This window comes from Phyllobacterium myrsinacearum (assembly GCF_002980555.1).
In the GTDB taxonomy this organism is placed as follows: domain Bacteria; phylum Pseudomonadota; class Alphaproteobacteria; order Rhizobiales; family Rhizobiaceae; genus Phyllobacterium; species Phyllobacterium myrsinacearum.
This window is the reverse complement of sequence record NZ_PVBT01000004.1, coordinates 105,797-127,405: the sequence shown is the minus strand read 5'-3', so window position 1 is coordinate 127,405 and position 21,609 is coordinate 105,797. Positions and strand designations below refer to the sequence as shown.

At 57.3% G+C, this 21,609-nt stretch carries 21 protein-coding genes; 14 read left to right on the top strand and 7 right to left on the bottom strand.

What is annotated here, in order from left to right; all coding sequences use genetic code 11:
- Positions 1-42: 42 nt before the first annotated feature.
- Genes ehuC through doeB form a run of 7 tightly spaced genes read left to right on the top strand, consistent with a single transcriptional unit; the run spans position 43 to position 6,353 of the window.
- Positions 43-702, top strand: coding sequence for an ectoine/hydroxyectoine ABC transporter permease subunit EhuC (gene ehuC, locus C5750_RS15220; protein WP_105734762.1), 660 nt, complete (start codon positions 43-45; stop codon positions 700-702).
- A 1-nt stretch (position 703) separates the two neighbouring features.
- Complete coding sequence (gene ehuD / locus C5750_RS15215) at positions 704-1,366, top strand: ectoine/hydroxyectoine ABC transporter permease subunit EhuD (protein ID WP_105734761.1); 663 nt, start codon at positions 704-706, stop codon at positions 1,364-1,366.
- Between the two features lies 1 nt (position 1,367).
- On the top strand, positions 1,368-2,147 hold the full coding sequence (eutA, locus tag C5750_RS15210) for an ectoine utilization protein EutA (protein ID WP_105734760.1): 780 nt from the start codon (positions 1,368-1,370) through the stop codon (positions 2,145-2,147).
- Positions 2,148-2,153: 6 nt separating this feature from the next.
- Positions 2,154-3,155 carry a hydroxyectoine utilization dehydratase EutB gene (eutB, locus tag C5750_RS15205; RefSeq protein WP_105734759.1) on the top strand — a complete coding sequence of 334 codons (1,002 nt, stop codon included), beginning with the start codon at positions 2,154-2,156 and terminating at the stop codon, positions 3,153-3,155.
- Positions 3,143-4,135: an ectoine utilization protein EutC gene (eutC, locus tag C5750_RS15200; protein ID WP_105734758.1), complete on the top strand. Its 993-nt coding sequence runs from the start codon at positions 3,143-3,145 to the stop codon at positions 4,133-4,135. The genes eutB and eutC overlap by 13 nt, the downstream gene beginning before the upstream one ends.
- A 23-nt stretch (positions 4,136-4,158) precedes the next feature.
- On the top strand, positions 4,159-5,340 hold the full coding sequence (gene doeA, locus C5750_RS15195) for an ectoine hydrolase DoeA (protein ID WP_105734757.1): 1,182 nt from the start codon (positions 4,159-4,161) through the stop codon (positions 5,338-5,340).
- A 5-nt stretch (positions 5,341-5,345) separates the two neighbouring features.
- The gene (gene doeB / locus C5750_RS15190) at positions 5,346-6,353 is read left to right on the top strand and encodes a N(2)-acetyl-L-2,4-diaminobutanoate deacetylase DoeB (RefSeq protein ID WP_105734756.1); all 1,008 of its coding nucleotides are present in this window, start codon (positions 5,346-5,348) and stop codon (positions 6,351-6,353) included.
- 43 nt (positions 6,354-6,396) lie between these two features.
- Here doeB and C5750_RS15185 read toward each other — a convergent pair whose 3' ends face one another.
- Positions 6,397-6,945 carry an AAA family ATPase gene (locus C5750_RS15185; protein WP_105734755.1) on the bottom strand — a complete coding sequence of 183 codons (549 nt, stop codon included), beginning with the start codon at positions 6,943-6,945 and terminating at the stop codon, positions 6,397-6,399.
- Between the two features lie 288 nt (positions 6,946-7,233).
- Between C5750_RS15185 and C5750_RS15180 the strand changes: the two genes are divergently transcribed.
- From C5750_RS15180 to C5750_RS15150, 7 genes are all read left to right on the top strand, one after another.
- The gene (locus C5750_RS15180; protein ID WP_105734754.1) at positions 7,234-8,865 is read left to right on the top strand and encodes an amidohydrolase; all 1,632 of its coding nucleotides are present in this window, start codon (positions 7,234-7,236) and stop codon (positions 8,863-8,865) included.
- A 44-nt stretch (positions 8,866-8,909) separates the two neighbouring features.
- Positions 8,910-10,511, top strand: coding sequence for an ABC transporter substrate-binding protein (locus tag C5750_RS15175; RefSeq protein WP_105734753.1), 1,602 nt, complete (start codon positions 8,910-8,912; stop codon positions 10,509-10,511).
- 177 nt (positions 10,512-10,688) lie between these two features.
- Positions 10,689-11,624: an ABC transporter permease gene (locus C5750_RS15170; protein WP_105734752.1), complete on the top strand. Its 936-nt coding sequence runs from the start codon at positions 10,689-10,691 to the stop codon at positions 11,622-11,624.
- A gap of 5 nt (positions 11,625-11,629) precedes the next feature.
- Positions 11,630-12,451, top strand: coding sequence for an ABC transporter permease (locus tag C5750_RS15165; protein WP_105734751.1), 822 nt, complete (start codon positions 11,630-11,632; stop codon positions 12,449-12,451).
- Positions 12,448-13,428: an ABC transporter ATP-binding protein gene (locus tag C5750_RS15160; RefSeq protein WP_105734750.1), complete on the top strand. Its 981-nt coding sequence runs from the start codon at positions 12,448-12,450 to the stop codon at positions 13,426-13,428. The genes C5750_RS15165 and C5750_RS15160 overlap by 4 nt, the downstream gene beginning before the upstream one ends.
- Positions 13,421-14,383, top strand: coding sequence for an ABC transporter ATP-binding protein (locus C5750_RS15155; protein ID WP_105734749.1), 963 nt, complete (start codon positions 13,421-13,423; stop codon positions 14,381-14,383). The genes C5750_RS15160 and C5750_RS15155 overlap by 8 nt, the downstream gene beginning before the upstream one ends.
- 219 nt (positions 14,384-14,602) lie before the next feature.
- Positions 14,603-15,505: a LysR family transcriptional regulator gene (locus C5750_RS15150; RefSeq protein WP_105734748.1), complete on the top strand. Its 903-nt coding sequence runs from the start codon at positions 14,603-14,605 to the stop codon at positions 15,503-15,505.
- Positions 15,506-15,547: 42 nt separating this feature from the next.
- Here C5750_RS15150 and C5750_RS15145 read toward each other — a convergent pair whose 3' ends face one another.
- The 6 genes from C5750_RS15145 to C5750_RS15120 are packed head-to-tail and all read right to left on the bottom strand — an operon-like array spanning position 15,548 to position 21,579.
- Positions 15,548-16,888, bottom strand: coding sequence for an MmgE/PrpD family protein (locus C5750_RS15145; protein WP_245421125.1), 1,341 nt, complete (start codon positions 16,886-16,888; stop codon positions 15,548-15,550).
- A 20-nt stretch (positions 16,889-16,908) separates the two neighbouring features.
- Positions 16,909-17,910 carry a serine hydrolase domain-containing protein gene (locus tag C5750_RS15140; RefSeq protein WP_105734746.1) on the bottom strand — a complete coding sequence of 334 codons (1,002 nt, stop codon included), beginning with the start codon at positions 17,908-17,910 and terminating at the stop codon, positions 16,909-16,911.
- On the bottom strand, positions 17,910-18,704 hold the full coding sequence (locus C5750_RS15135) for an ABC transporter ATP-binding protein (protein WP_245421124.1): 795 nt from the start codon (positions 18,702-18,704) through the stop codon (positions 17,910-17,912). The genes C5750_RS15140 and C5750_RS15135 overlap by 1 nt, the downstream gene beginning before the upstream one ends.
- On the bottom strand, positions 18,701-19,564 hold the full coding sequence (locus tag C5750_RS15130; protein WP_105734744.1) for an ABC transporter ATP-binding protein: 864 nt from the start codon (positions 19,562-19,564) through the stop codon (positions 18,701-18,703). The genes C5750_RS15135 and C5750_RS15130 overlap by 4 nt, the downstream gene beginning before the upstream one ends.
- A 5-nt stretch (positions 19,565-19,569) precedes the next feature.
- Positions 19,570-20,502, bottom strand: a complete 933-nt coding sequence (locus tag C5750_RS15125) for an ABC transporter permease (protein WP_105734743.1) — start codon at positions 20,500-20,502, stop codon at positions 19,570-19,572.
- Positions 20,503-20,511: 9 nt separating this feature from the next.
- Positions 20,512-21,579 carry an ABC transporter permease gene (locus C5750_RS15120; RefSeq protein WP_105734742.1) on the bottom strand — a complete coding sequence of 356 codons (1,068 nt, stop codon included), beginning with the start codon at positions 21,577-21,579 and terminating at the stop codon, positions 20,512-20,514.
- Positions 21,580-21,609: the final 30 nt, after the last annotated feature.

Genomic DNA, 21,609 nt, shown 5'->3' with positions numbered 1-21,609 from the left:
AGTAACCACCCGCAATTTCCGTCACGAACGAGAGCATGACCAATGGGCCAGTGGGCCGGATACTTACAGCTGATTCTGGAAGGGGCGCTGGTCACCATCAAGCTGACCCTGATGGGGTCACTGCTTGCGCTGATCATGGCCTTTATCGCCGGTCTCGGCCGGATATCGCGCTTCTGGCCGGCGCGCGCATTGGCCACGGCGTACATCGAATTCTTTCGCGGCACATCCATTTTCGTTCAGCTCTTCTGGGCGTATTTCGTCTTGCCGCTGCTTGGCTTTTCGCTGACACCCTTGCAGGCGGGTGTTCTCGCGCTCGGCCTCAATGTGGGCGCCTATGGCGCCGAGGTCGTGCGCGGTGCGATCAAGTCTATCGGCCGCGAACAATATGAGGCCTGCATCGCACTGAACTTCAATCGCTGGCAAAGCTTGCGCCATATCATCCTGCCACAGGCTTTCGTGCTGATGCTGCCAACCTTTGGCAACAATGCGATCGAGCTGTTGAAAGCCTCGGCCGTGGTGTCGCTGATCTCGCTTTCGGACATGACATTCCAGGCACAGGTCGTGCGCGCCCAGACAGGCAGCACATTGATCCCGTTCCTGACCATTCTCGTTCTCTATTTCCTTATGTCGTCGGTCATCTCCGCCTCGATCCGTGGCCTGGAGCGCTATCTGACACGCGGCCTTGACGGTGTGAGGTCGTAGGATGGAATGGGATTGGGCCTTTGTCGTTGAAATTCTTCCGACCCTCGTCGAGGGCGTGAAGATTACCATTCTGGCGACCCTTCTGGGATCGGTCCTTGCGGCTCTCATCGGCCTCGGTCTGGCCATCCTGCGCCGCTCGAAAAATGTCTTTGTCTCGAAACCCGTTGGTTTTCTTGCCGACTTCATTCGCGGCACGCCATTGCTCGTGCAGCTCTATTTCATCTTCTATGTCCTGCCCGATGCGGGGATTACCCTCTCGCCACTGGTGGCCGGTGTAATCGGCCTTGGCCTGCACTACGGCACCTATACGGCAGAGGTCTATCGCGGCGGCATCGACAATGTGGCGCGTGGCCAATGGGAAGCCGCCCGTGCCTGTAATTTGTCCGCATTCCAGACCTGGACCCGGATTATTCTTCCGCAAGCCTTGCCGCCAATGATCCCGGCGCTGGCCAACTATTTCATCGCCATGTTCAAGGAAACACCGCTGCTCTCCGCCATCACCGTGCTCGAGCTGATGAACCAGGCGCGCAGCATAGCCAACTACAACTACCGTTACATTGAGCCGATCACGCTGGTGGGGGCATTCTTCCTGGTGATCAGCCTTGTGTCGGTCATTGCCCTTCGCTGGCTCGAGCGCCGCTACGGGCGGATCGAGGAGAGATAAAATGGGCATTCCGATCAAAGTCACCCAGACGATGACGCCGCTTGGCTTCGATGACCGGCCCATCGCCAAGCGCGTTGGCTTGGTGATCCTCGCAACGGACCATACGACCGAACCGGACTTTCAACGCATGGTCGCCAGCCCGAAAATCGGGCTCTACACGGCGCGCATTCCCTATGCCAATCCGACAACGCCGGAAAACCTGCGCCGCATGCAGCCCGGACTAACGGTTGGTGCCGGCTTGATCCTGCCCGACGAAAATCTCGATGCGATCTGCTATTCCTGCACTTCCGCATCAGTGGTTATCGGCGACGATGCGGTTGAGGCCGCGATCAAAACCGCCAAACCGGGCGTACCGGTCATCACACCGCCGCTCGCCGCCGTTCGGGGCCTCAATGCCTTCGGCGCCCGGCGTATCAGTGTGCTGACGCCCTATACCGTCGAGACCAGTATGCCGATGCTGGCTTACTTCCAGACCAAAGGTTTTGATATCGCACGCTTCACCTGTTTCGGCCTTGAAGACGACCGGGAAATGGCACGGGTGACACAAGCATCGCTTGTGGCTGCAGCAACCGAAGCAATGGCGCCCGATTGCGACGCTCTGTTCATATCCTGCACTGCATTGCGCGCCGCCATTGCCGTACCGCAGATTGAAGCGGCAACCGGCAAGCCTGTCGTTACGAGCAATCTCGCCACCGCATGGGCAACATTGCGCCTGTGCGGTGAAAACCAGCCGCGACCGGAAATGGGGCAGTTAATGACCCGTCCCATGGCTGCCTGGTAAATCAGCATGGCTGGAACGTTCGTCACCCTGACCGAGATCGAGGCAGCACGACCGGTGATTGCCCCTCACATCCTGCGCACACCGACGGTTCCATCGGTAAGCCTGAGCGAACGGATGGGGCTGGTGGTCCATCTCAAATTGGAACATAGGCAGATCACCGGGGCATTCAAGCTGCGCGGTGTCCTCAACGCGTTGAACCGATTGTCCCCAGACGAAAGGCGGCGCGGCGTCGTCACCGCGTCGACCGGCAATCACGGCCGCGCTCTCGCCTATGCCGCCGGTCTGCAAGCAATGCGTTCCATCATCTGCATGTCAAATCTCGTGCCTGGTAACAAGGTCGATGAGATCCGCAAGCTCGGTGCAGAAATCCGCATTGTCGGCGCATCGCAGGATGATGCCCAGGAGGAAGTCGACAAGATCGTTGCACAGGATGGTCTTGCCATGATTCCGCCATTTGACAGCGCGGCCATCGTCGCCGGCCAGGGAACGATCGGACTTGAGATCATCGAGGACGTACCGGACGTTGAAACCGTTCTCGTCCCGCTTTCCGGCGGCGGACTGATAGCCGGAATTGCCGCAGCAATCAAAGGCTTGAAGCCAAGGACCAGGATCATCGGCATTTCCATGCAGAACGGCGCGGCAATGGCCGCCAGCCTGACGGCCGGTCATCCCGTGAGCGTTGTGGAGCAGCAAAGCCTGGCGGATTCACTCGGCGGCGGCATCGGCCTCAACAATCGTGTGACCTTCGGCATGGTGCGCGAGCTCGTCGATGAGATTGTGCTGCTCTCCGAAGAAGAAATCGCTGCGGGCATCGCACACGCCTATGCACACGAGCGGGAAATCATCGAAGGCGCTGCCGCAGTTGGCATCGGTGCCCTTCTGGCGGGCAAGATCAGGTTGCAGGGACCCGTGGTTGCCCTGCTGTCCGGTCGCAACATCGACATGGAGCAGCACCGCCGCATCGTTGCCGGATATCACCCAGGAGAGACCGTGCCATGCCGCGCATGACCATTCTCACCGAAGCCGATCTGCGCCGCATCGTTTCCCTTGATCTGGATGCGGTTGCATGCGTCGAAGCTGCCTTTGAAGCCCTTGCAACAAAGGCCGTTGCCATGCCGCCGATCCTGCGGCTCGACATCCCGGAACATCGCGGCGAGGTGGACGTTAAAACCGCCTATGTGCCTGGTATCGACGCCTTTGCGATCAAGATCAGTCCCGGCTTTTTCAACAATCCCGGGATCGGCCTTCCCAGCGTTAACGGCATGATGGTGCTGTTCTCCAGCAAGACGGGACTGGTCGAAGCCCTGCTGCTCGACAACGGCTATCTGACGGATGTCCGCACGGCTGCTGCCGGAGCTGTGGCAGCGAAATATCTCGCCCGCGAAGATGCAAGCATAGCGACGATCTTTGGTGCAGGTGTTCAGGCACAACTGCAGCTCAAGGCACTGACACTCGTTCGCCCCATTGGGGAAGCGCGCCTGTGGGCACGCGACCGGCAAAAAGCCGCAGCAATGGCAGCACAGGTGCAGACCGAGCTTGGCATTCCGGTATCGGCCGAAAGCGATCCGTCAAAGGCCGTCGCAGGGAGCCATATCATCGTCACGACAACGCCATCCGAGAAGCCATTGCTTCGGGCGGAATGGCTGGAACCCGGCCAGCACGTGACTGCAATGGGATCCGACGCCGAACACAAAAACGAAATTGATCCGGCCATTATCCGGTTTGCCGATCTTTATGTGGCCGACAGCCTGAAACAGACGCGGCGGCTCGGCGAACTGCATCATGCCATTGCCGCAGGCCTCATTTCCGAGAACCAGGCCTTTCCGGAACTCGGCGCCATCATTGCAGGCTCCAGCACCGGCCGGCAATCGGACCATGCCATCACCGTGGCCGACCTGACCGGAACCGGCGTCCAGGACACAGCCATTGCCACGCTTGCCCGTGACCGCGCTCAAAGAGCCGGTGCAGGCACGGCGTTTGAAAGTTGATACCCGAAAGTGAGGAAACCAGAATGAGCGAGCCCAACCTGAAGTTCAGCCGTGACGAGTTTGCGCAGCGGCTGGCAAAAACCCGCAAGGCAATGGAGAAAAAGGGCATCGACCTGCTCATCTGCAGCGACCCCTCCAATATGGCCTGGCTGACGGGCTATGACGGCTGGTCATTCTACGTGCATCAGGCGGTGATCGTTCCGCCCGAAGGCGAGCCCATCTGGTACGGCCGGGGACAGGATGCCAACGGCGCCAAGCGCACCGCCTATCTCGGGCACGACAATATTGTTGGCTATCCCGATCACTACGTTCAATCCACCGAGCGTCATCCGATGGATTTTCTGTCAAAACTTCTGGAAGAGCGCGGATGGGGCAGAAAAACCATCGGTGTCGAAATGGACAATTATTGGTTCTCCGCAGCAGCCTTCGCTTCCTTGCAAAAGCATTTGCCCAATGCCCGCTTCATCGACGCAACTGCGCTCGTCAACTGGCAGCGCGCCATCAAGAGCCCGACTGAGCTCGACTATATGCGCAACGCCGCACGCATCGTCGAACGCATGCACCAGCGTATTGTCGACAAGGTCGAGGTTGGCATGCGCAAATGCGATCTGGTCGCAGAGATTTATGACGCCGGTATTCGCGGCACCGATGCATTCGGCGGCGACTATCCGGCCATCGTACCGCTGCTTCCATCCGGTGCCGATGCGTCCGCGCCCCATCTGACCTGGGACGACCAGCCCATGAAAAGCGGCGAAGGCACCTTCTTCGAAATCGCCGGATGCTTCAACCGGTACCACGTGCCCTTATCCCGTACGGTTTTCCTCGGCAAACCAACCCAGGCATTTCTCGATGCAGAAAAGGCGACGCTTGAGGGAATGGAGGCGGGGCTTGCCGCAGCCAGACCCGGCAATACCTGTGAAGACATCGCCAATGCCTTTTTCGGCGTGCTGAAGAAATACGGCATCGTCAAAGACAACCGCACCGGTTACCCCATCGGAATCTCCTACCCGCCGGATTGGGGCGAGCGGACCATGAGCCTGCGCCCCGGAGACAAGACCGTGCTCGAGCCCGGCATGACATTCCATTTCATGACCGGTCTCTGGCTTGAAACTATGGGACTAGAGATCACGGAAAGCATCCTGATCACCGGCACCGGCGTCGAATGCCTCGCCAACGTGCCCCGGCAGCTTTTTGTGAAGAATTGACAGCCATGACATCAGCCAATCCTCTTCCGCCATCCCCGATCACGCCGACCGTCGATTTCGACAGGGATGGCGTACAGCACGGCTTCCTGCGCCTGCCCTACAGCCGGGACGAGTCCGCGTGGGGTTCGGTCATGATCCCCGTTGCGGTCATCCGCAACGGCAATGGCCCGACAGCGCTTTTGACCGGCGGGAACCACGGCGATGAGTATGAAGGACCCATTGCCCTCTCCGATCTGGCACGCACGCTTGATCCGAAGGATGTCAACGGCACGGTGATCATCGTCCCGGCGATGAACTATCCGGCCTTTCGCGCCGGGACGCGCACATCCCCCGTCGACAAGGGCAACATGAACCGCAGTTTCCCCGGCCGCCCCGATGGGACGGTGACGCAGAAAATCGCCGACTATTTCACCCGCGAACTGTTGCCGCGTGCCGATGTGGTTCTGGATTTCCATTCGGGCGGCAAGACACTTGATTTCCTGCCGTTCGCCGCTGCCCATGTTCTGCCTGACAAGGCTCAGGAAGCGCGCGGGTTTGACGCCGTCCGCGCGTTTTCGGCGCCCTGGTCGATGCGGATGCTGGAAATCGATGCTGTCGGCATGTACGACACGACAGTGGAAGAACTGGGCAAGACCTTCGTTACTACCGAGCTTGGCGGAGGCGGCACTGCCCGAGCGGAAACGATCCGTATCGCCAAACGCGGGGTTCGCAATTTTCTGCGGCATACGGGTATTTTGAGCGGGGACGTCGATCTGCATGAAACACGCTGGATCGACATGCCCTCGGCGGACTGTTTCTCGTTTGCCGAAGATGCCGGCCTGATCGAAACGATGGCCGATCTGGGCGATCCGGTCGCTGCGGGTCAGGTTATCGCCCGCATTTACCCCATGGGGCGCACTGGTACAGCACCAGCGGAGATCAAAGCCGGACATTCGGGCATCCTTGCTGCCCGTCATTTCCCTGGCCTGGTCAATCCAGGAGATTGTGTTTCAGTAATAGCGGTGACCGAATAGACAAAGGAGGCATTGGGGCCGCATCCATGTGACCCGACCGGAACTATTGATCGGCCCCTTGTAAACGGAAGTTGCCCTTGACCAAGGCAGCGTGGACGGCTTCCAACGTATCGGCACGGCTCTGCCCTGCTGTTTCAATGACATGTTGCTCCAGTCCGTTCAGCGCCGAAAACTGCTGGTGCAATGCGCTGATAGGGCCGGGATCCGTGAGTGTATCGCCGCCCCGCTGTTGGCATCTTTCGATGGCGTCGCTCAGGACCGGCCGCAGAACGATGTAGTGGAGCGGTATTGAGAGCGAACGGAATGGATCAAGAAACCATGGTCCTATAATACCATCCACCACCACAAAATAATTTCCCTTGGCATATCTTTCGGCTGCACCGGCCAGGACATCCACAACTGTTGTATTCTGCCTATGTGCCGTTGGCAGATAAGGTTCGATGAAGCCGCTCTTTATATAGTGCCAGAAGTCATCTGAGTGCAGATGCACAGCCGGAATGCCTGACGACGCAACCAGGGATGCCGCGGCCGTGCTCTTTCCAGAACCCGGAGGCCCGGTCAAAATCAGGACGTGACCACGCAGATCTTTCATACGACACCTCTACAATTGAATTGGGGAAGCACAACTGCAGTATTACCCCACAACACGTTATGCTCATCTAACACGGGAAACCAATCACTCCACTCACAACAATCATCTCTTACTTTGTTGCATGGCGAAAAGGCATTTCGGCAGATCGACACCCACGTCGTCGATCTGTTTGCAAATCAACAGCCAGCATATCAATTCGATGAAAAATAATGTGGTTTCCGTAGCTTGCAATCCACTTGAGATGATGGAAGTCTTTAAAAAAACACAAGCATGACGGGAACGTGCTTCATGACTCCACCAATACTGGTCGCTGCAGACAGCATTTTGCACAATGGTAACATCTGGTGCGGATACGAAGACGGCGTCGTTGAGGCGCTGGCCATATGGCAAGGCAAGATTCTTGCAACAGGCTCATCTGCTGAGATACTCAAACTGCAGGGCGCGCATACGAAGCTTATCGATCTCGACGGAGCATTCGCGACGCCGGGCTTCAACGATGCACACCTGCATTTGATTTCTACCGGTCTGACGCTCCAATGGATAGATGCGACGCCGGCTAATCTTCCAACACTCGACGCTCTTCTTGAGGCAATCCGCGCCAAAGCCGCGAGTCTTCCAAAGGGCGAATGGATTCTGGCGCGTGGTTATGACCAGACCAAACTGGACACGGGCCGCCATCCCTTGAAAGCAGAGCTGGATCAGGCCGCACCCGATCATCCGGTCATGCTGACACGGGCCTGCGGTCATGTTTCAATCTTCAATTCCGTAGCTTTCGCCAAGGCGGGCGTCGATGAAGCCTATGCCGCTCCGTCGGGAGGCCTGATCGAACAGAAAAATGGCGTTCTGACCGGCATGGTCGCTGAAAATGCCCAGGACGTTCTGCGCGCCGCCATTCCGGATCCCGATGAAAACCAATTGATCGAAGCGATCGAAACAGCCGGCGAAATGCTGCTCTCTTATGGCATCACGTCGGTCATGGATGCTGCGGTGGGTCACCTCGCCGGTTTTAATGAAATTCGTGCCTATCAGATTGCCCGGCGCGATGACCGGCTTCCGGTCCGCAGCTGGCTGGTGCTGCTGGGTGATCCGGGCAAATCGATTGTGCCAGACTGTTATCGCGCAGGGCTTGTCTCGGGGGTCGGCGATGACATGCTGACGATTGGCGCCGTCAAGATTTTCCTCGACGGTTCGGCGGGCGGGCGCACGGCCTGGATGTCCAGACCCTATCTCGGGGACGATAACAATACCGGCATTCAGATGCTGCCGGATGCCGAGCTGCAGGACCTTGTCACGGATACCCACAACAAAGGCTATCAGCTGGCCTGCCATGCCATCGGCGATCAGGCCATAGAACAGCTGATTACGGCTTACGAAAAGGCCCTCGCTGCAACACCTGATCCAAACCGCCGCCACCGGATCGAGCATTGCGGGTTTTCAACGCCTGCACAGCATGATCGCATGCAGAATGCCGGTATCTATCCCTGCCCCCAGCAGGTCTTCATCTATGATTTCGGTGATGCCTATATTTCGGTTCTGGGCGATGAACGCAGCCGCTCCAGCTATCCGTTGAAGACGTGGGCCGATCTCGGTTTCAAGCCTGCCACGGGCAGCGACAGCCCTGTCTGTCATCCCAATCCGTTTCCAAATCTCTACACGATGCTGACGCGCAAAACCTGGAAAGGGACGGTGATGGATGCCGCCCAATCCGTTTCCATCGAAGAGGCGCTACGCGTCTATACCGAGTATGGGGCTTTCTCTCAGAAGCAGGAACACGTCAAGGGTCGCCTGGTGCCCGGACAGGTTGCCGATATCGCGGTTTTCTCACGCAATCTGTTGACTGCGACACCGGAGGAAATCCTGCATGAAACCCAGTGCAACATGACCTTGAGAGGCGGGAAAGTCGTCTTCACACGAGATTAAAGCCTGCCAATACCGTGCATAATCATAACAGGGGGAAACACTGAATGTACAAACGGTTCGCGCTTCAATCAACTCTTGCCGCCATGCTGCTTGCCGGTGTGGCGATGTCGGCATCCGCGGAAGAACCACGCAAAGGCGGCACGATTAATTTCGTTGCTCCCTATGGTTCAAGCTTTGGCACGCTTGACAATCAGGCAAGCCCGGCAACGCAGGACGAGTTTGTCACCAAGGCCATTCATAGGCGGCTTTATGCCTGGGATGGCAACGCCAACAAGCCGGTACTCGATCTGGCAACCGAGGTCAGCGCTTCACCTGATCGCCTGACTTACACGTACAAGCTGCGTCAGGACGCATACTTCCACAACGACAAGAAGATGACTGCCGATGACATCATCGACAGCTACAAGCGTATCATGACCCCCGGCAAGGCCTATACGGGCGCGCGCTATATCAGTGCAATCAAGGGCGCAAGCGACTATTCCGACGGCAAGGCAAAGGATATTGCCGGCTTGAAGAAGATCGATGATTTCACGCTGGAGATCACCTTCAACGAACCCGTCAATCCGGCATTCCAGCTCATGCAGCCGAGCACGGTGATCTATCCGTCGGGTGAAGCCGACAAGGACAGTTTCAAGAGCCATCCGATCGGTCTTGGACCTTATAAATTCGCAGAATATGTCCCAGGGTCACGTCTGACCGTTGAAAAATGGGACAAGTTCTACGGAGCTGACAAGCCCCATGCCGATAAGATCAACATCATGATCATGGGTGAAGCCTCAGCGCGTGATGTTGCTTTCCGCAACAAGGAGGTCGATGTCTCCGTGCTTGGGCCGGCGCAATATGTCGCCTATAAGAATGATCCGGAGCTGTCGAAGAATATCCTGGAAGTGGCCGAGGTCTATACCCGTCTCGTCGGCTTCAATACGGATTTCAAGCCGTTTCAGGATAAGCGGGTTCGCCAGGCCATCAACTATGCGATCGATTCGGATCTGATCATCAAGCGCCTCGGCAAGGACAAGGCCTATCGTGCCGTGAGCTGGTTGCCGCTCTCTTCGCCCGCCTTCGATAAAGCGGCCAAACCCTATCCTTATGATCCCGAGAAAGCCAAGGCGCTGTTGAAGGAGGCCGGCTATCCCGATGGATTTGAGTTTGAACTGACCGCTACCCAGAACGAGAGCTGGGGATTGACCATTGTCGAAGCGATTATTCCGATGCTCGACAAAGTGGGTATCAAGGTCAAAGCCAAGCCGGTTGAAGCGGCTGTTCTGTCGGAGGTGGTACCAGCCGGTGATTTCCAGTCCTTCATGTGGTCCCTGGAAAGCGGCCCCGATCCAATGACGGCGATGCAGTGCTTCTATTCAAAGACCTCGCAGTCTGCCTGCAATTATTACAAGTTCAATAACAAGGACTTCGACAAATTGTACGAGGCGGCGCTGAGTGCACCGACTGAAGAGCAGAAGAATGATCTTTTGCGACAGGCGAATAATCTGCTGCAGGACGAGGCTCCGGTTTGGTTCTTCAACTACAACAAGGCGGTCATGGCCTATCAGCCATGGCTGCATGGTTTGCAGCCAAATTCGGCGGAGCTTGCCATTCAGTCCTATGAACAACTCTGGGTAGACGAAGGCGTCCCGTCCGGCCGCTGAAGCGACACTGCTCTGCCCGCCATCAATGCAGCGATGGCGGGCCACCCTTTCATTTCTCGCACAAGACGCCGTGCACATACCCCTATCTTCCAGCCTCAAGCGGTGAGAGGTGTATTGAGGGCATCGCACCGGACAAGGGATACGCGACAGCCATTCGAACGAAAGGAACTGGATCCGTTGCTTCGATTCATCATTCGGCGAGTTCTGCAGATGATACCGACGATTCTGGCGGTTTCATTGTTGATCTTTGTGATTTTCAGCGTGATACCGGGCAGCTTCACATCGAGCCTGATCGCTGATGGCAAGGGCCGTAATGATCCGAAAGTCGTCGAACAGATGAACAAGGAATTCGGGCTGGACAAACCCGTCTACCAACGGTTCGGTAGCTACATCATCAATCTCGCGCAACTCGATCTCGGGCAGTCTTTCCGCACGCGCCAACCCGTCACCCACATGCTGCTGGAGCGGGCATGGCCAACCATGAAACTGGCCATCGCTGCCATGGTGATCGCCATACTCATTGGTGTGCCGCTTGGCTTCGTCGCGGCGCTCAAGCCCGGCAGCCTGCTGGATACAACCACGATGATCGCGGCCGTCTCGGGCCTGTCGCTGCCCCAATTCTGGCTGGGGCTGCTGGCCATGTACGTCTTCGCGCTCACATTGGGCTGGTTGCCGAGTTTCGGCTATGGCGATGGCGGAATACGCAATCTGATCCTGCCCGCCGTTACACTCAGCGTTGCGCCCCTGGCACTGCTTGCCCGGACGACACGGGCAGCGGTTCTCGACGTGATGAGTGCGGACTTCATTCGCACCGCCCGCTCGAAAGGCATGAATGCCTACCGTCTGGTCACATGGCACCTGATGCGCAACGCGCTGGTCTTGATCATCACCACGGTCGGACTGCAATTCGGCTCCTTGATGGGACAGGCCGTGGTGATCGAGAAACTTTTCTCATGGCCGGGCCTCGGCTCCCTTCTCGTTGACAGCGTTTCCATGCGGGACATACCGGTGGTGCAGGGTGCCATCCTCATGATCGTATTGTGGTTCTTGATCATCAATACGGTTGTCGATGTTCTCTATGCGGTCATTGACCCGCGTATCAGCCACGGGTGACGAATATGCGACTGCGGTTCAATCTCCTCTTTGGCGGCGCCATTTGCCTGATCATCCTGACGCTGGGCGTGTTTGCGCCGTTGTTCGTTCATCACGATCCGATCCTTGATGCCAATTTGATGAACGCGGAACTGCCTCCCAGTGCCGATTTCTGGTTCGGAACCGACTCCCAGGGCCGGGATGTGTTCAGCAGGGTTCTTTACGGATCCCGCATATCCCTGACGGTCGGTATCGTTTCGCAGCTGATAAACAGCTGTATAGGCCTGTTGTTTGGTATCTCGGCCGGCTATTTCGGCGGCAGATGGGATGAATTCGTCAGCGGGCTCACCAACGTGATGCTGTCGATCCCGTCACTGATTTTCGCCCTGGCGATCATGGCGATTCTCGGTCCTGGCCTCGGCAGTTTGCTGATCGCACTGGGACTGACCAACTGGTCCTGGACCTGCCGGATTGCACGCTCATCCGCGCTATCCTTGAAGAGCCAAGGCTATGTGCAAGCCGCCAAGACGCTTGGCTATGGCGATATCCGCATCATGTTCACACAGATCCTGCCCAACATGATCGGCCCCATTCTCGTGATCGGGACACTCGGCATGGGTGATGCCATTCTTGCTGAAGCAGCACTTTCCTATCTGGGACTCGGCATCAGACCACCCTTCCCCAGTTGGGGCAGCATGTTGACAGACGCGCGAGAACTGATCGCCGTTGCACCGTGGGCAGCCATATTCCCCGGAATCGCGATATTTCTGACCGTGCTCGGCCTCAACCTGTTTGGAGATGGGCTGCGCGATTACCTCGATCCGCATATGAGGACACGCAAGGCATGAGCGCTCCCCCTTTGCTTGAGATCAAAAACCTGCATATTGATATGCGTTCAGGACAAGAACGGCTGAATGTCGTTGAAAATGTTTCTTTTTCGATCGGCGCCGGCGAAACGTTCGGTCTGGTCGGTGAAAGCGGATGCGGCAAGAGCATAACCGCCTTGTCGTTGATAGGTCTCCTCAACCGGCCGCTTTCGGTTGGACAGGGCGAAATCCTGTTCAAGGGCCAGAACCTGCTGAAGATGAACGGCAGCGAGCTGCGTAGGCTGCGCGGCAATCGAATCTCCATGATTTTTCAAGAGCCTATGACGGCCCTCAATCCGCTGGCAACGGTCGGACGCCAGATCGCTGAAATGTTCGTCTTGCACCAGGGATCGACCTGGCACGAGGCAGAGCGCAAGGCGATCGCCGCACTGGCGCAGGTTCAAGTGCCGGCTCCGGACAAGCGCGTCAAAAATTATCCGCACCAGATGTCAGGCGGCATGCGCCAGCGCGTGATGATTGCAATTGCATTGGCCTGCCATCCCGACCTGTTGATTGCCGACGAGCCCACGACGGCGCTCGACGTCACCGTTCAGGCGGAAATTCTCAAATTGATGCAGGAACTCTGCGATCAACGCGGCACATCCGTCCTGATGATCAGTCACGATCTGGGCGTGATTGCCAAGATGTGCCGGCGTGTTGGCATCATGTATGCGGGTCATCTCGTTGAAGAAAGGGCGGTCGCCGATCTCTTCCGCCATCCGGCTCATCCTTACACCCATGGCCTGCTTGCGTCATTGCCGGTCTTGGGTCAGCGCACGCTGGATGAGCGCAAACCTTTGCAGGAAATCGAGGGAATTGTGCCATCGATTGCCGCTTTCCCCACCGGCTGCCGTTTTGAGCCACGCTGTACACGCGCCACGCCAATCTGCCGCGATACGGTACCGGGTCCATCCATTCTGGGGGACGGTAGCTTTGTGAGGTGCTACCATCATGGTTGACCAGACCCTTTTGCGAATTGAAAATTTGAGCGTGTGCTTCCCGGTTTCGGCTGGATTGTTCCGTCGTTCACATCAAGCTGTGCGGGCGATCAACAATCTCAGCCTCAGTCTTCACAAGAACGAATGCCTGTCGATTGTCGGTGAATCGGGCTGCGGCAAATCTACCCTGGCATTGACGATACTGGGCTTGCAGAAGCCCACGCAGGGCAGCATTTCCTTCGATGGAAAGCCGATCACCGGCGCTGAGCAGCCGGGACGTATGCAACGTGCACGCATGGCGCAAATGGTGTTTCAGGACCCCTATGCATCGCTCAATCCGCGCCAGACAATTTACAGTGCCCTTGCTGTCCCCCTGAGGTTGCATGGACTATGCAACCAAGGTGAAGTCGAAGACCGTATTGCGGCAACCCTGAAAATGGTCGGGTTGAAACCGGAGCAGGCGAAGCGCTTTCCGCACGAATTTTCCGGCGGTCAACGCCAGCGTATCGGGATTGCGCGCGCGTTGATTCTCAACCCCAAAATCATTGTTCTCGATGAGCCGGTTTCCGCGCTCGATGTGTCAATCAGGGCGCAGATTATCAATCTGCTTCTGGAGCTTAAAGCACAGCTGGACCTGTCATACATCATGATCAGTCATGACCTGAGTGTTGTTGAACATATGAGTGACCGGATCGCCGTGATGTATTTCGGCCAGATCGTTGAGGAAGGCCCGTGGCAAAGCATTTTTGCCAATCCGGTCCATCCCTATACGCGCCGCCTGCTCGCCGCCATTCCGGATCCGTTCATGATCATCCGCCAGGAAGACATGACCCGCAAGGACATGCAGCCGCCGCCCCTATCGGGCTTTTCCTACTATCCCGAAGAAATCGGCACACATGACGTCTATCAGTCACCTCCTGCCACGGAGTTTCTCCCGGTTGGGGACGATCATAGGGTTCGCTTCATCGCCAGATAGCCCTCCCCCAAGCGCTAGGCCTATCAGAACGGCCGAGCCCTGCCCGCTGTTCAACAATGCAAGATGCCCCAGCACCATTTTCGGCAATATTGGTCCGCCTGGCCCTATTTCTCACGGGCATTCATTGATATGGTCCGCCTTGCATGACTTTGAAAAACCGATGCTCGTTTTGGAATACAGTTTGCCGACGCAACAGCACTGTATTTATTGGATATATACATGGAATTGAAATGGCTTGAAGATTTCCTGAGCCTCTCTCAGCACTACAGCTTTTCAAGAGCGGCCAATGACCGCCATATCACGCAGTCTGCCTTAAGCAGAAGAATCAAGCAGTTGGAAGATTGGGTCGGCATACCCTTGATCGACCGCTCAACCAATCCCATTCGGCTGACGGCAGCGGGTCAGAGTTTTCTGCCCCGGGCTCAGGATGCCGTGGAGCTGCTGCATGGCGTTAGAAGCTCTCTGGCCGAGCGCTACGCACCCATGTGGGAAATACTATCCTTCGCCACGCTCAATACACTTTCCCTGACATTCTTTCCTGCCTGGATGGCTGCGCTGGAAGCATCCGGCGACAATTTTCGCGCGCGGTTCGCCGATCCGCACTCATCGTTCCTCGGCAACATCTCGACCCTCGTGAATGGTGATTGCGACTTCTTTCTCACCTATGCACATGATGCGGTCCCGCAGATGGAAGATCTGAAAAGGTTCCCGTTCCTTCCTCTCGGAATTGAAAGGGTCATTCCGGTTTCGGCCGGTGGCCCCGCCGGCAGTCCGTTGCACAGTCTCAAGGATCGCTCGCGTCCGACTGATTATCTCAGCTACCGCGGCAACTCGTTTTTTTCCTCAGCCCTGCCCTGGCTTTTCGACAAGCACAAATTCCAGCTCAACACTGTCTACGAAAACGGCATGTCCGTTGCTCTGAAGGCAATGACTGTTTCCGGCCACGGCGTAGCGTGGATCCCCGAGGGCCTTGTTGCGGACGAGCTAAAACGCGGCGTTCTCGTTCGGGCGGGCGATCCCGACGCCGATCTGCTGGTCGATATCAGAGTGTACCGCACGCCGCAGTTTCGTAACCGGCATGCGGAACGATTTTGGCGGCGGGCGTCGCAACTGGCGGTCTAAGCCCGCCGCGAAGGAATTTGCCCGGCGCCTGCCACAAGAGCTTTACACGAACAGGGACCGTATGATTTTCAGGTTTCCGGCTGTGTCGATGTCCTGCAAATGACCGTAGATTTCGTCAACGTTTTCCACGCCGTCGCAGCAGTCCCGGAACTTTCGCAAACGGTCTGAGTCAGAAAATGGCTGCCGGTTGGTGCCGACAGCAAACTGACGCGCTCCTTGCAGAACCCGGCCATCGCGCAGCGTTATCGTCACCACATGCGGCAGCTTTTCCGCTGCTGTGCATTCTTCTTCCAAACTGTAGCTCTGCATGGTCACCGCGCCGAGCAGGTCGTCACCCGCGAAGGACCGCACAGCTGCGGGCGTAAAATCGGAAAGACCGAGATAACCTTGCCGCAAGGCGCGGGCGACGCAGTATTGCATGGAAAAACGTGCCTGCATCTGGTCGGCGGGTATGGGATAGGCCAGATTGCGATAATTGGCGATGCCGACCAGCGTATCGACAGCCTTCACATCTTCGGCACCAAAGCCATGTTCGTTCGCCAGATCGAGCAAGGCATCGACAATCATGTGCGTGGAACCACAGCATGGATGGCGCTTTGGCATCACGCCGGCCGTTTCGATGATATGCGCAGCCGGCGCGAGTATATCCTTTGTTTGCCAATTGATCTGCGGATCACCGGCAAAAAGTTCGCGAAACCCCTGCTCCCCTTCCAGAATGTCATACCTAGCCTGCATTCCAGCCCGCGCAAGCAAAGCAGCTTCAACGGCATTGCGCGCCGCCATTCCCGCATGAAACGGCTTGATGAGAGTACCGAACTGCCCCTTCGTACCGGATGCGAAACTCACTGCAATGGTCAATGCACGGGCGGTCGCCTCGACATTGAGCCCCAATAGATGGGCCGTGGCTACAGCCGTGCCGATACTGCCAATCGTCGATGTGCCGTGCCAGCCGGCAGTATAATGCGCCTGCCCGACACCATCCCCGACGAATGCTTGCGCCTGCAGGCCCGCCAGATAGGCATCGATCAATTGTGATCCGCTTGTCTTTTCCATATCTGCCAAGGCCAGAATGGCCGGGACCAACACCGCGGATGCGTGGCTCATTCCGGGTAGAAAATTGTCATCGTAATCCAGCGCATGTGCGGCAGTGCCGTTGATGAGCCCTGCCAGCATGGGGCTGGATTTACCGCCAGTTACCAGGAGCGCCTCGCCATCGCTGCCCGGTCCGGCAAAGGCGTCCCTGACACTGCATGTGCTTGGGTCCGTACGCCCCGCCACCATGCAAGCCAGCGTATCGATGATGGCATTTCGCGCCAGCCAGCGGGCATTGGCGCTCGTCACAGGCCTGGTGCTGGCTTCCGCTATGGCGGCGGCCACGCTCATGTCTTCTCCCTGCATGCTGCCTACCCCTGAAATGCGTCTAGAACCAGCTTCAGCAGCCGTCCAAATTTGTGACGGTCAAGCTGCCGTCCCTGCACATCGGTATCGACCCGGTGTACGAGCACCATGTCCAGTGCCGGCAGGACAATGCAGAAATGGCCGCCCGCGCCAAAGCCGGCATAACTGCCCTTCGGCGTCACCACTCCAGGGAAAAATACACCGTCGCGCTCCAGCCACCACATATAACCATAGGCCCCGCGCGCACCGGCGTGGGAATAGGGCATGACGCATTCCTGTACCCAGCCCTGCGGCAGGATGTGCGTGCCGTTCCATGACCCATGGCGCAGGTAAAGCTGGCCGAAGCGGGCCAGATCCCGTGTCGACAAGCGGAACGGATAGGCTGCATGGCGGCTTTCGGTGAAATGGTCATGCCAACCATCCGGCTTTTCACCGGCAAGCGAGAAATCTTCAAATTGCAAAGGCTTGGCGATACGTTCGTCGAAGGCTTGATGAACCGTCTTGCCTGTCAATTGCTCAAAGATCGTACCGAGCGCATTGAAGTCCCAGTTGTTGTAGCACCAGAAGGTGCCCGGAGCATGGGAATACCGCTTTTCCTTGATCATCCGCATCCACGGTGTTTCATAACCGGCAGCGTGATAAATGCCCGAACGGGCGGTCAGCAGGTCATAGACTGTCGCCTGCCTTTCGACCGCGCTCAGTCCATCATTGTCATCAATGTCCAGTGCTTCGAGCGTCTGGCTCAGATCAATGGTTCCATCTTCGACATCCCGCCCCATCAGGGCGGCCAGAATGCTCTTACGGATCGAATGACAGAGATATTTGCGGGTGATGTCGCCATAGGTGTAAACAATCTTGCCACCCTGCACGATCATCAAAGCATCGGTTTCCTGCGCATCGGCGCAGGCATCAACCGCTTCCAGCCCCTTATCCAGCCAACCAGCGGCTGAAGGGTCCTTGATCCGCTCCCATTGCCCTGCCGGATTGGCTGCCGAATGATAGTTCATTATTGCATGTCCTTGTCATGATTGTGTGCGACCGCCTCGACGCTCGCCTGCAGGAAATCCTGCGTGTAGGAATCCCGAGCCCGCGATTGCCGCAGATCGTCTGCGGTGAGTTCTTCCAGTATAATGCCTTTGTGCATGACACCGACGCGCTCGCAGATATGCGCGACCACGGCCAGATCATGCGAGACCATGAGATAGGTGAGGTTTCGCTCGCGGCGCAGCGTCTTCAGAAGATTGAGAATTTCCGCCTGAACCGACACGTCCAGCGCCGAGGTCGGCTCATCCAGCAGCAGCACCTCAGGTTCAATGATCAGCGCGCGGGCAATCGCCACGCGCTGGCGTTGGCCGCCTGACAATTCATGCGGATAGCGGTACATGAAGTTTGGCCCGAGCCCGACAGCTGCAAGCACATCGCGGATACGCTCTTCCCTGCGGTCCATGTCATGGATCGCAAGAGATTCAGCAAGTACCTTGTACACCTGTTTGCGCGGGTGCAGTGAAGCGTAGGGATCCTGAAACACCATCTGCACCCGGCGGAAGAACGCCTTGTCGCGCGCGCCGGTCATCGGCTGACCGTCAAAGATAAAGCTGCCCTGATAATGCGGGATCAATCCTGCGAGCGCGCGCAAAATCGTCGACTTGCCGCATCCGGATTCTCCGATCAAGCCATAGGCTTGGCCGCGCGCAATGTGAAAGCGAGCTTTCTTGACCACGGCGGTCCGTTTGCGGCCTTTGCCGAAAATAACCGACAGATTCGAGACATCAACGTGTGGTCCCCCAATGTCATTCATCATGCCTGTCCCTCGCTCAGAGTTGCACCACTCAACCAGCCCGGATCACGCTCTGGAACTTTCAGCATGTCGACCGGGTGATCCAACCGCGGAAGACTGGCCAAAAGCGCCTGCGTATAGGGATGCCGGGCCTTATGCAGTTCCTTGGCAGGCAGGTCCTCCATGATGCGGCCCGCATACATCACCAGAACGCGGTCGCAGAAATCGGCGACCAGGTTGAGGTCGTGGCTGATGAACATCAGCCCGGTGCCGGAACGGCTGACAAGTTCATCCAGGACAGTCAGCACCTGCCGGCGCACCGTCACATCCAGGGCGGATGTCGGCTCGTCGGCGATGATCATATCCGGCTCTGGAATGAGCATCATGGCGATCATCACGCGCTGTCCCATGCCGCCCGATATTTCATGCGGGAACAGTTTCATGACACGTTCCGGATCACGAATATGGACGGCTTCCAGCATGGCCAGTGTTTTTTGCCTGGCTACCGCAGACCCTGCGCGATGATGGAGACGATAGGCTTCCATGATCTGATCGCCGATGCGGATCAGGGGATTGAGTGAGTATTTCGGATCCTGCAGGATCATGGAAATACGGTTTCCCCGTATCGTGCGCATCTTCCGTTCGCTGGCGGAAAGCAGGTCGACGCCATCAAAACGCATTGTCTTCGCGCGAATTTGTGCAGATTTCGGTGTCAGTTTCAGCACCGAGCGGCCCGTCATCGATTTGCCCGACCCGGACTCACCGACAATTCCCACCTTCTCACGCCCGATGGAGAAACTGATGCCGCGCACAATGTCGATATCGTGTTTCACACCCGGAAACGATACCCAGAGATCATCAACTTCAAGCAGAGGTTTTGTCATGATCTTTATCCGTTCCGTGGATCGAGAATATCGCGCAGACCATCGCCCAAAAGGTTGAAGGCGAGACTGGCAAGAAGAATTGCGCAGCCCGGCACCGCAGCAAGCCACCACGAGGTCATCATGAATTCACGGCCGCTGGAAAGCATAGCGCCCCATTCTGGGCTTGGCGGCTGGGCGCCCAGGCCCAGAAAACCGAGGCCCGCAGCTGTCAAAATGATCGAAGACATGTTGAGCGTGATGCGGATGACGACCGAGGGGATGCACATCGGCACGACGTGTTTTGCAATCACACGCATCGTGGATGCGCCCTGCAGGCGGATCGCGGCGACATAGTCGGACGAGCGAATGGTCAGGGTCTCCGCGCGGGCAAGACGTGCGATCGGCGGCCAGGCGGCAAGCGAAATCGCGATGACCGCGTTTTCAATACCGGGCCCAAGCGCAGCGGCAAAAGACAGGGCGAGAACGAGACTGGGAAAGGCGAGAAAGATATCGACAATGCGCATCAAAGCCGTATCGACCCAGCCGCCGATATAGCCGGCAGTGGTGCCGACGATCAACCCGATTGGCGCAGCGATAATCGCTGTCAGTGTGACAATATAGAGTGTGATGCGCGAGCCAAAGACGAGACGGCTGAAAATATCGCGCCCCAATTCGTCAGTCCCGAAATAGTGGGCCCATGACGGCCTTTGCAGCCGGTTCGCCAGATCATTGGTTCCGATATCATGGGTGGCTATATAGGGCGCAAACAACGCCACCAGAACCAGCAGCACAATCACAACGAGGCCAAAGACGGCTGAGGTATTGGAGAGAAGCTTCAACCAGGAACGCCGCAACTGCTGTGCATTGGCTTGCAACGCAGAGGTCGGCACGGGCGCGGTCAGCCATTCACGCAGAGAACTGAAAGAGCGCACCGGATTTGTCGTGAGTTCATTGCTCATCTATGGCTCCTATCGGGTTCGCGGATCGAAAATGCGATAGAGAAGATCGCTGATCAGATTGATGCCGACGAACAGAATGCCGACGATCAACGTGCATCCGACGACGGCGTTCATGTCACCGGCCAGAAGCGCATTGGTGAGATAACGGCCAAACCCCGGCCAAGCGAACACGGTTTCCGTCAAGACAGCTCCCTCCAGCAGAAATGCATAGGAGAGCGCAACAACCGTAACCACCTGAACGGCGACATTGCGGAAAGCGTGCCCCCAGACAGTGCGTGCCCAGGAAAGCCCTTTGACGCGGGCGGTAATGATGTATTCCTGATTGAGCTGCTCGATCATGAAACCGCGCGTCATGCGGCTGATATAGGCCATGGAGCCGAAAGCAAGGATCAGGGCGGGCATGATGACGTGACTGACGGCATTGCCAAAGGCGTCCCATTGCCCCTGCATTGCGCTGTCGATGAGCAGGAAGCCCGTCGTCGGCTCGACCGTATATTCATAGAGAAAGTCGATGCGTCCCGGCCCGCCGATCCACCCGAGCGTGGCATAGAAGATGAGGAGCGCCATAAGGCCAAGCCAGAAATTCGGGGTGGAATAGCCAAGCAGACTGATCATGCGCACGGCATGATCCAGCAGTGAATTGCGGTACATGGCCGAGAACACGCCAAGCGGAATGCCGAAGCCGGTCCCGATGATGATGGCGACCGTGGCCAGTTCGATGGTCGCCGGAAAGACGCGGCCAATATCCTCCAGCACAGGGCGTCCCGACGTCAGCGCATTGCCGAAATCGAACATCATGGCATTCTTGAGATACAGGCCATATTGAACAATCAGCGGCTGGTCGAGGCCAAGCTTGCGATACATCATGTCGTAAGCCTCCTGGGAGATATTATCGCCCAGCATGGCAACGACCGGATCAAGCGGCAAAAGACGGCTGATGAAAAATGTCAGCGTGACCAAGCCCAGAAGCGTAATGGCCACGGAAAAGATCAGGCGTGCGGCGGCGGCGAGAAACAGAAGTACGGGCCCGAACTCCTCCTCGCCTTCCAGGTCTTCCAGAATGTCGTGCGTCGTCATCGGCTTTGATCCTGAACAAGAGGAATAAGG

Excerpts from the sequence above, each read along its gene's own strand:
- ehuC (WP_105734762.1), top strand. The coding sequence starts at position 43 with ATGGGCCAGTGGGCCGGATACTTACAGCTGATTCTGGAAGGGGCGCTG.
- ehuD (WP_105734761.1), top strand. The coding sequence starts at position 704 with ATGGAATGGGATTGGGCCTTTGTCGTTGAAATTCTTCCGACCCTCGTC.
- eutA (WP_105734760.1), top strand. The coding sequence starts at position 1,368 with ATGGGCATTCCGATCAAAGTCACCCAGACGATGACGCCGCTTGGCTTC.
- eutB (WP_105734759.1), top strand. The coding sequence starts at position 2,154 with ATGGCTGGAACGTTCGTCACCCTGACCGAGATCGAGGCAGCACGACCG.
- eutC (WP_105734758.1), top strand. The coding sequence starts at position 3,143 with ATGCCGCGCATGACCATTCTCACCGAAGCCGATCTGCGCCGCATCGTT.
- doeA (WP_105734757.1), top strand. The coding sequence starts at position 4,159 with ATGAGCGAGCCCAACCTGAAGTTCAGCCGTGACGAGTTTGCGCAGCGG.
- doeB (WP_105734756.1), top strand. The coding sequence starts at position 5,346 with ATGACATCAGCCAATCCTCTTCCGCCATCCCCGATCACGCCGACCGTC.
- C5750_RS15185 (WP_105734755.1), bottom strand. The coding sequence starts at position 6,945 with ATGAAAGATCTGCGTGGTCACGTCCTGATTTTGACCGGGCCTCCGGGT.
- C5750_RS15180 (WP_105734754.1), top strand. The coding sequence starts at position 7,234 with ATGACTCCACCAATACTGGTCGCTGCAGACAGCATTTTGCACAATGGT.
- C5750_RS15175 (WP_105734753.1), top strand. The coding sequence starts at position 8,910 with ATGTACAAACGGTTCGCGCTTCAATCAACTCTTGCCGCCATGCTGCTT.
- C5750_RS15165 (WP_105734751.1), top strand. The coding sequence starts at position 11,630 with ATGCGACTGCGGTTCAATCTCCTCTTTGGCGGCGCCATTTGCCTGATC.
- C5750_RS15160 (WP_105734750.1), top strand. The coding sequence starts at position 12,448 with ATGAGCGCTCCCCCTTTGCTTGAGATCAAAAACCTGCATATTGATATG.
- C5750_RS15155 (WP_105734749.1), top strand. The coding sequence starts at position 13,421 with ATGGTTGACCAGACCCTTTTGCGAATTGAAAATTTGAGCGTGTGCTTC.
- C5750_RS15150 (WP_105734748.1), top strand. The coding sequence starts at position 14,603 with ATGGAATTGAAATGGCTTGAAGATTTCCTGAGCCTCTCTCAGCACTAC.
- C5750_RS15145 (WP_245421125.1), bottom strand. The coding sequence starts at position 16,888 with ATGAGCGTGGCCGCCGCCATAGCGGAAGCCAGCACCAGGCCTGTGACG.
- C5750_RS15140 (WP_105734746.1), bottom strand. The coding sequence starts at position 17,910 with ATGAACTATCATTCGGCAGCCAATCCGGCAGGGCAATGGGAGCGGATC.
- C5750_RS15135 (WP_245421124.1), bottom strand. The coding sequence starts at position 18,704 with ATGATGAATGACATTGGGGGACCACACGTTGATGTCTCGAATCTGTCG.
- C5750_RS15130 (WP_105734744.1), bottom strand. The coding sequence starts at position 19,564 with ATGACAAAACCTCTGCTTGAAGTTGATGATCTCTGGGTATCGTTTCCG.
- C5750_RS15125 (WP_105734743.1), bottom strand. The coding sequence starts at position 20,502 with ATGAGCAATGAACTCACGACAAATCCGGTGCGCTCTTTCAGTTCTCTG.
- C5750_RS15120 (WP_105734742.1), bottom strand. The coding sequence starts at position 21,579 with ATGACGACGCACGACATTCTGGAAGACCTGGAAGGCGAGGAGGAGTTC.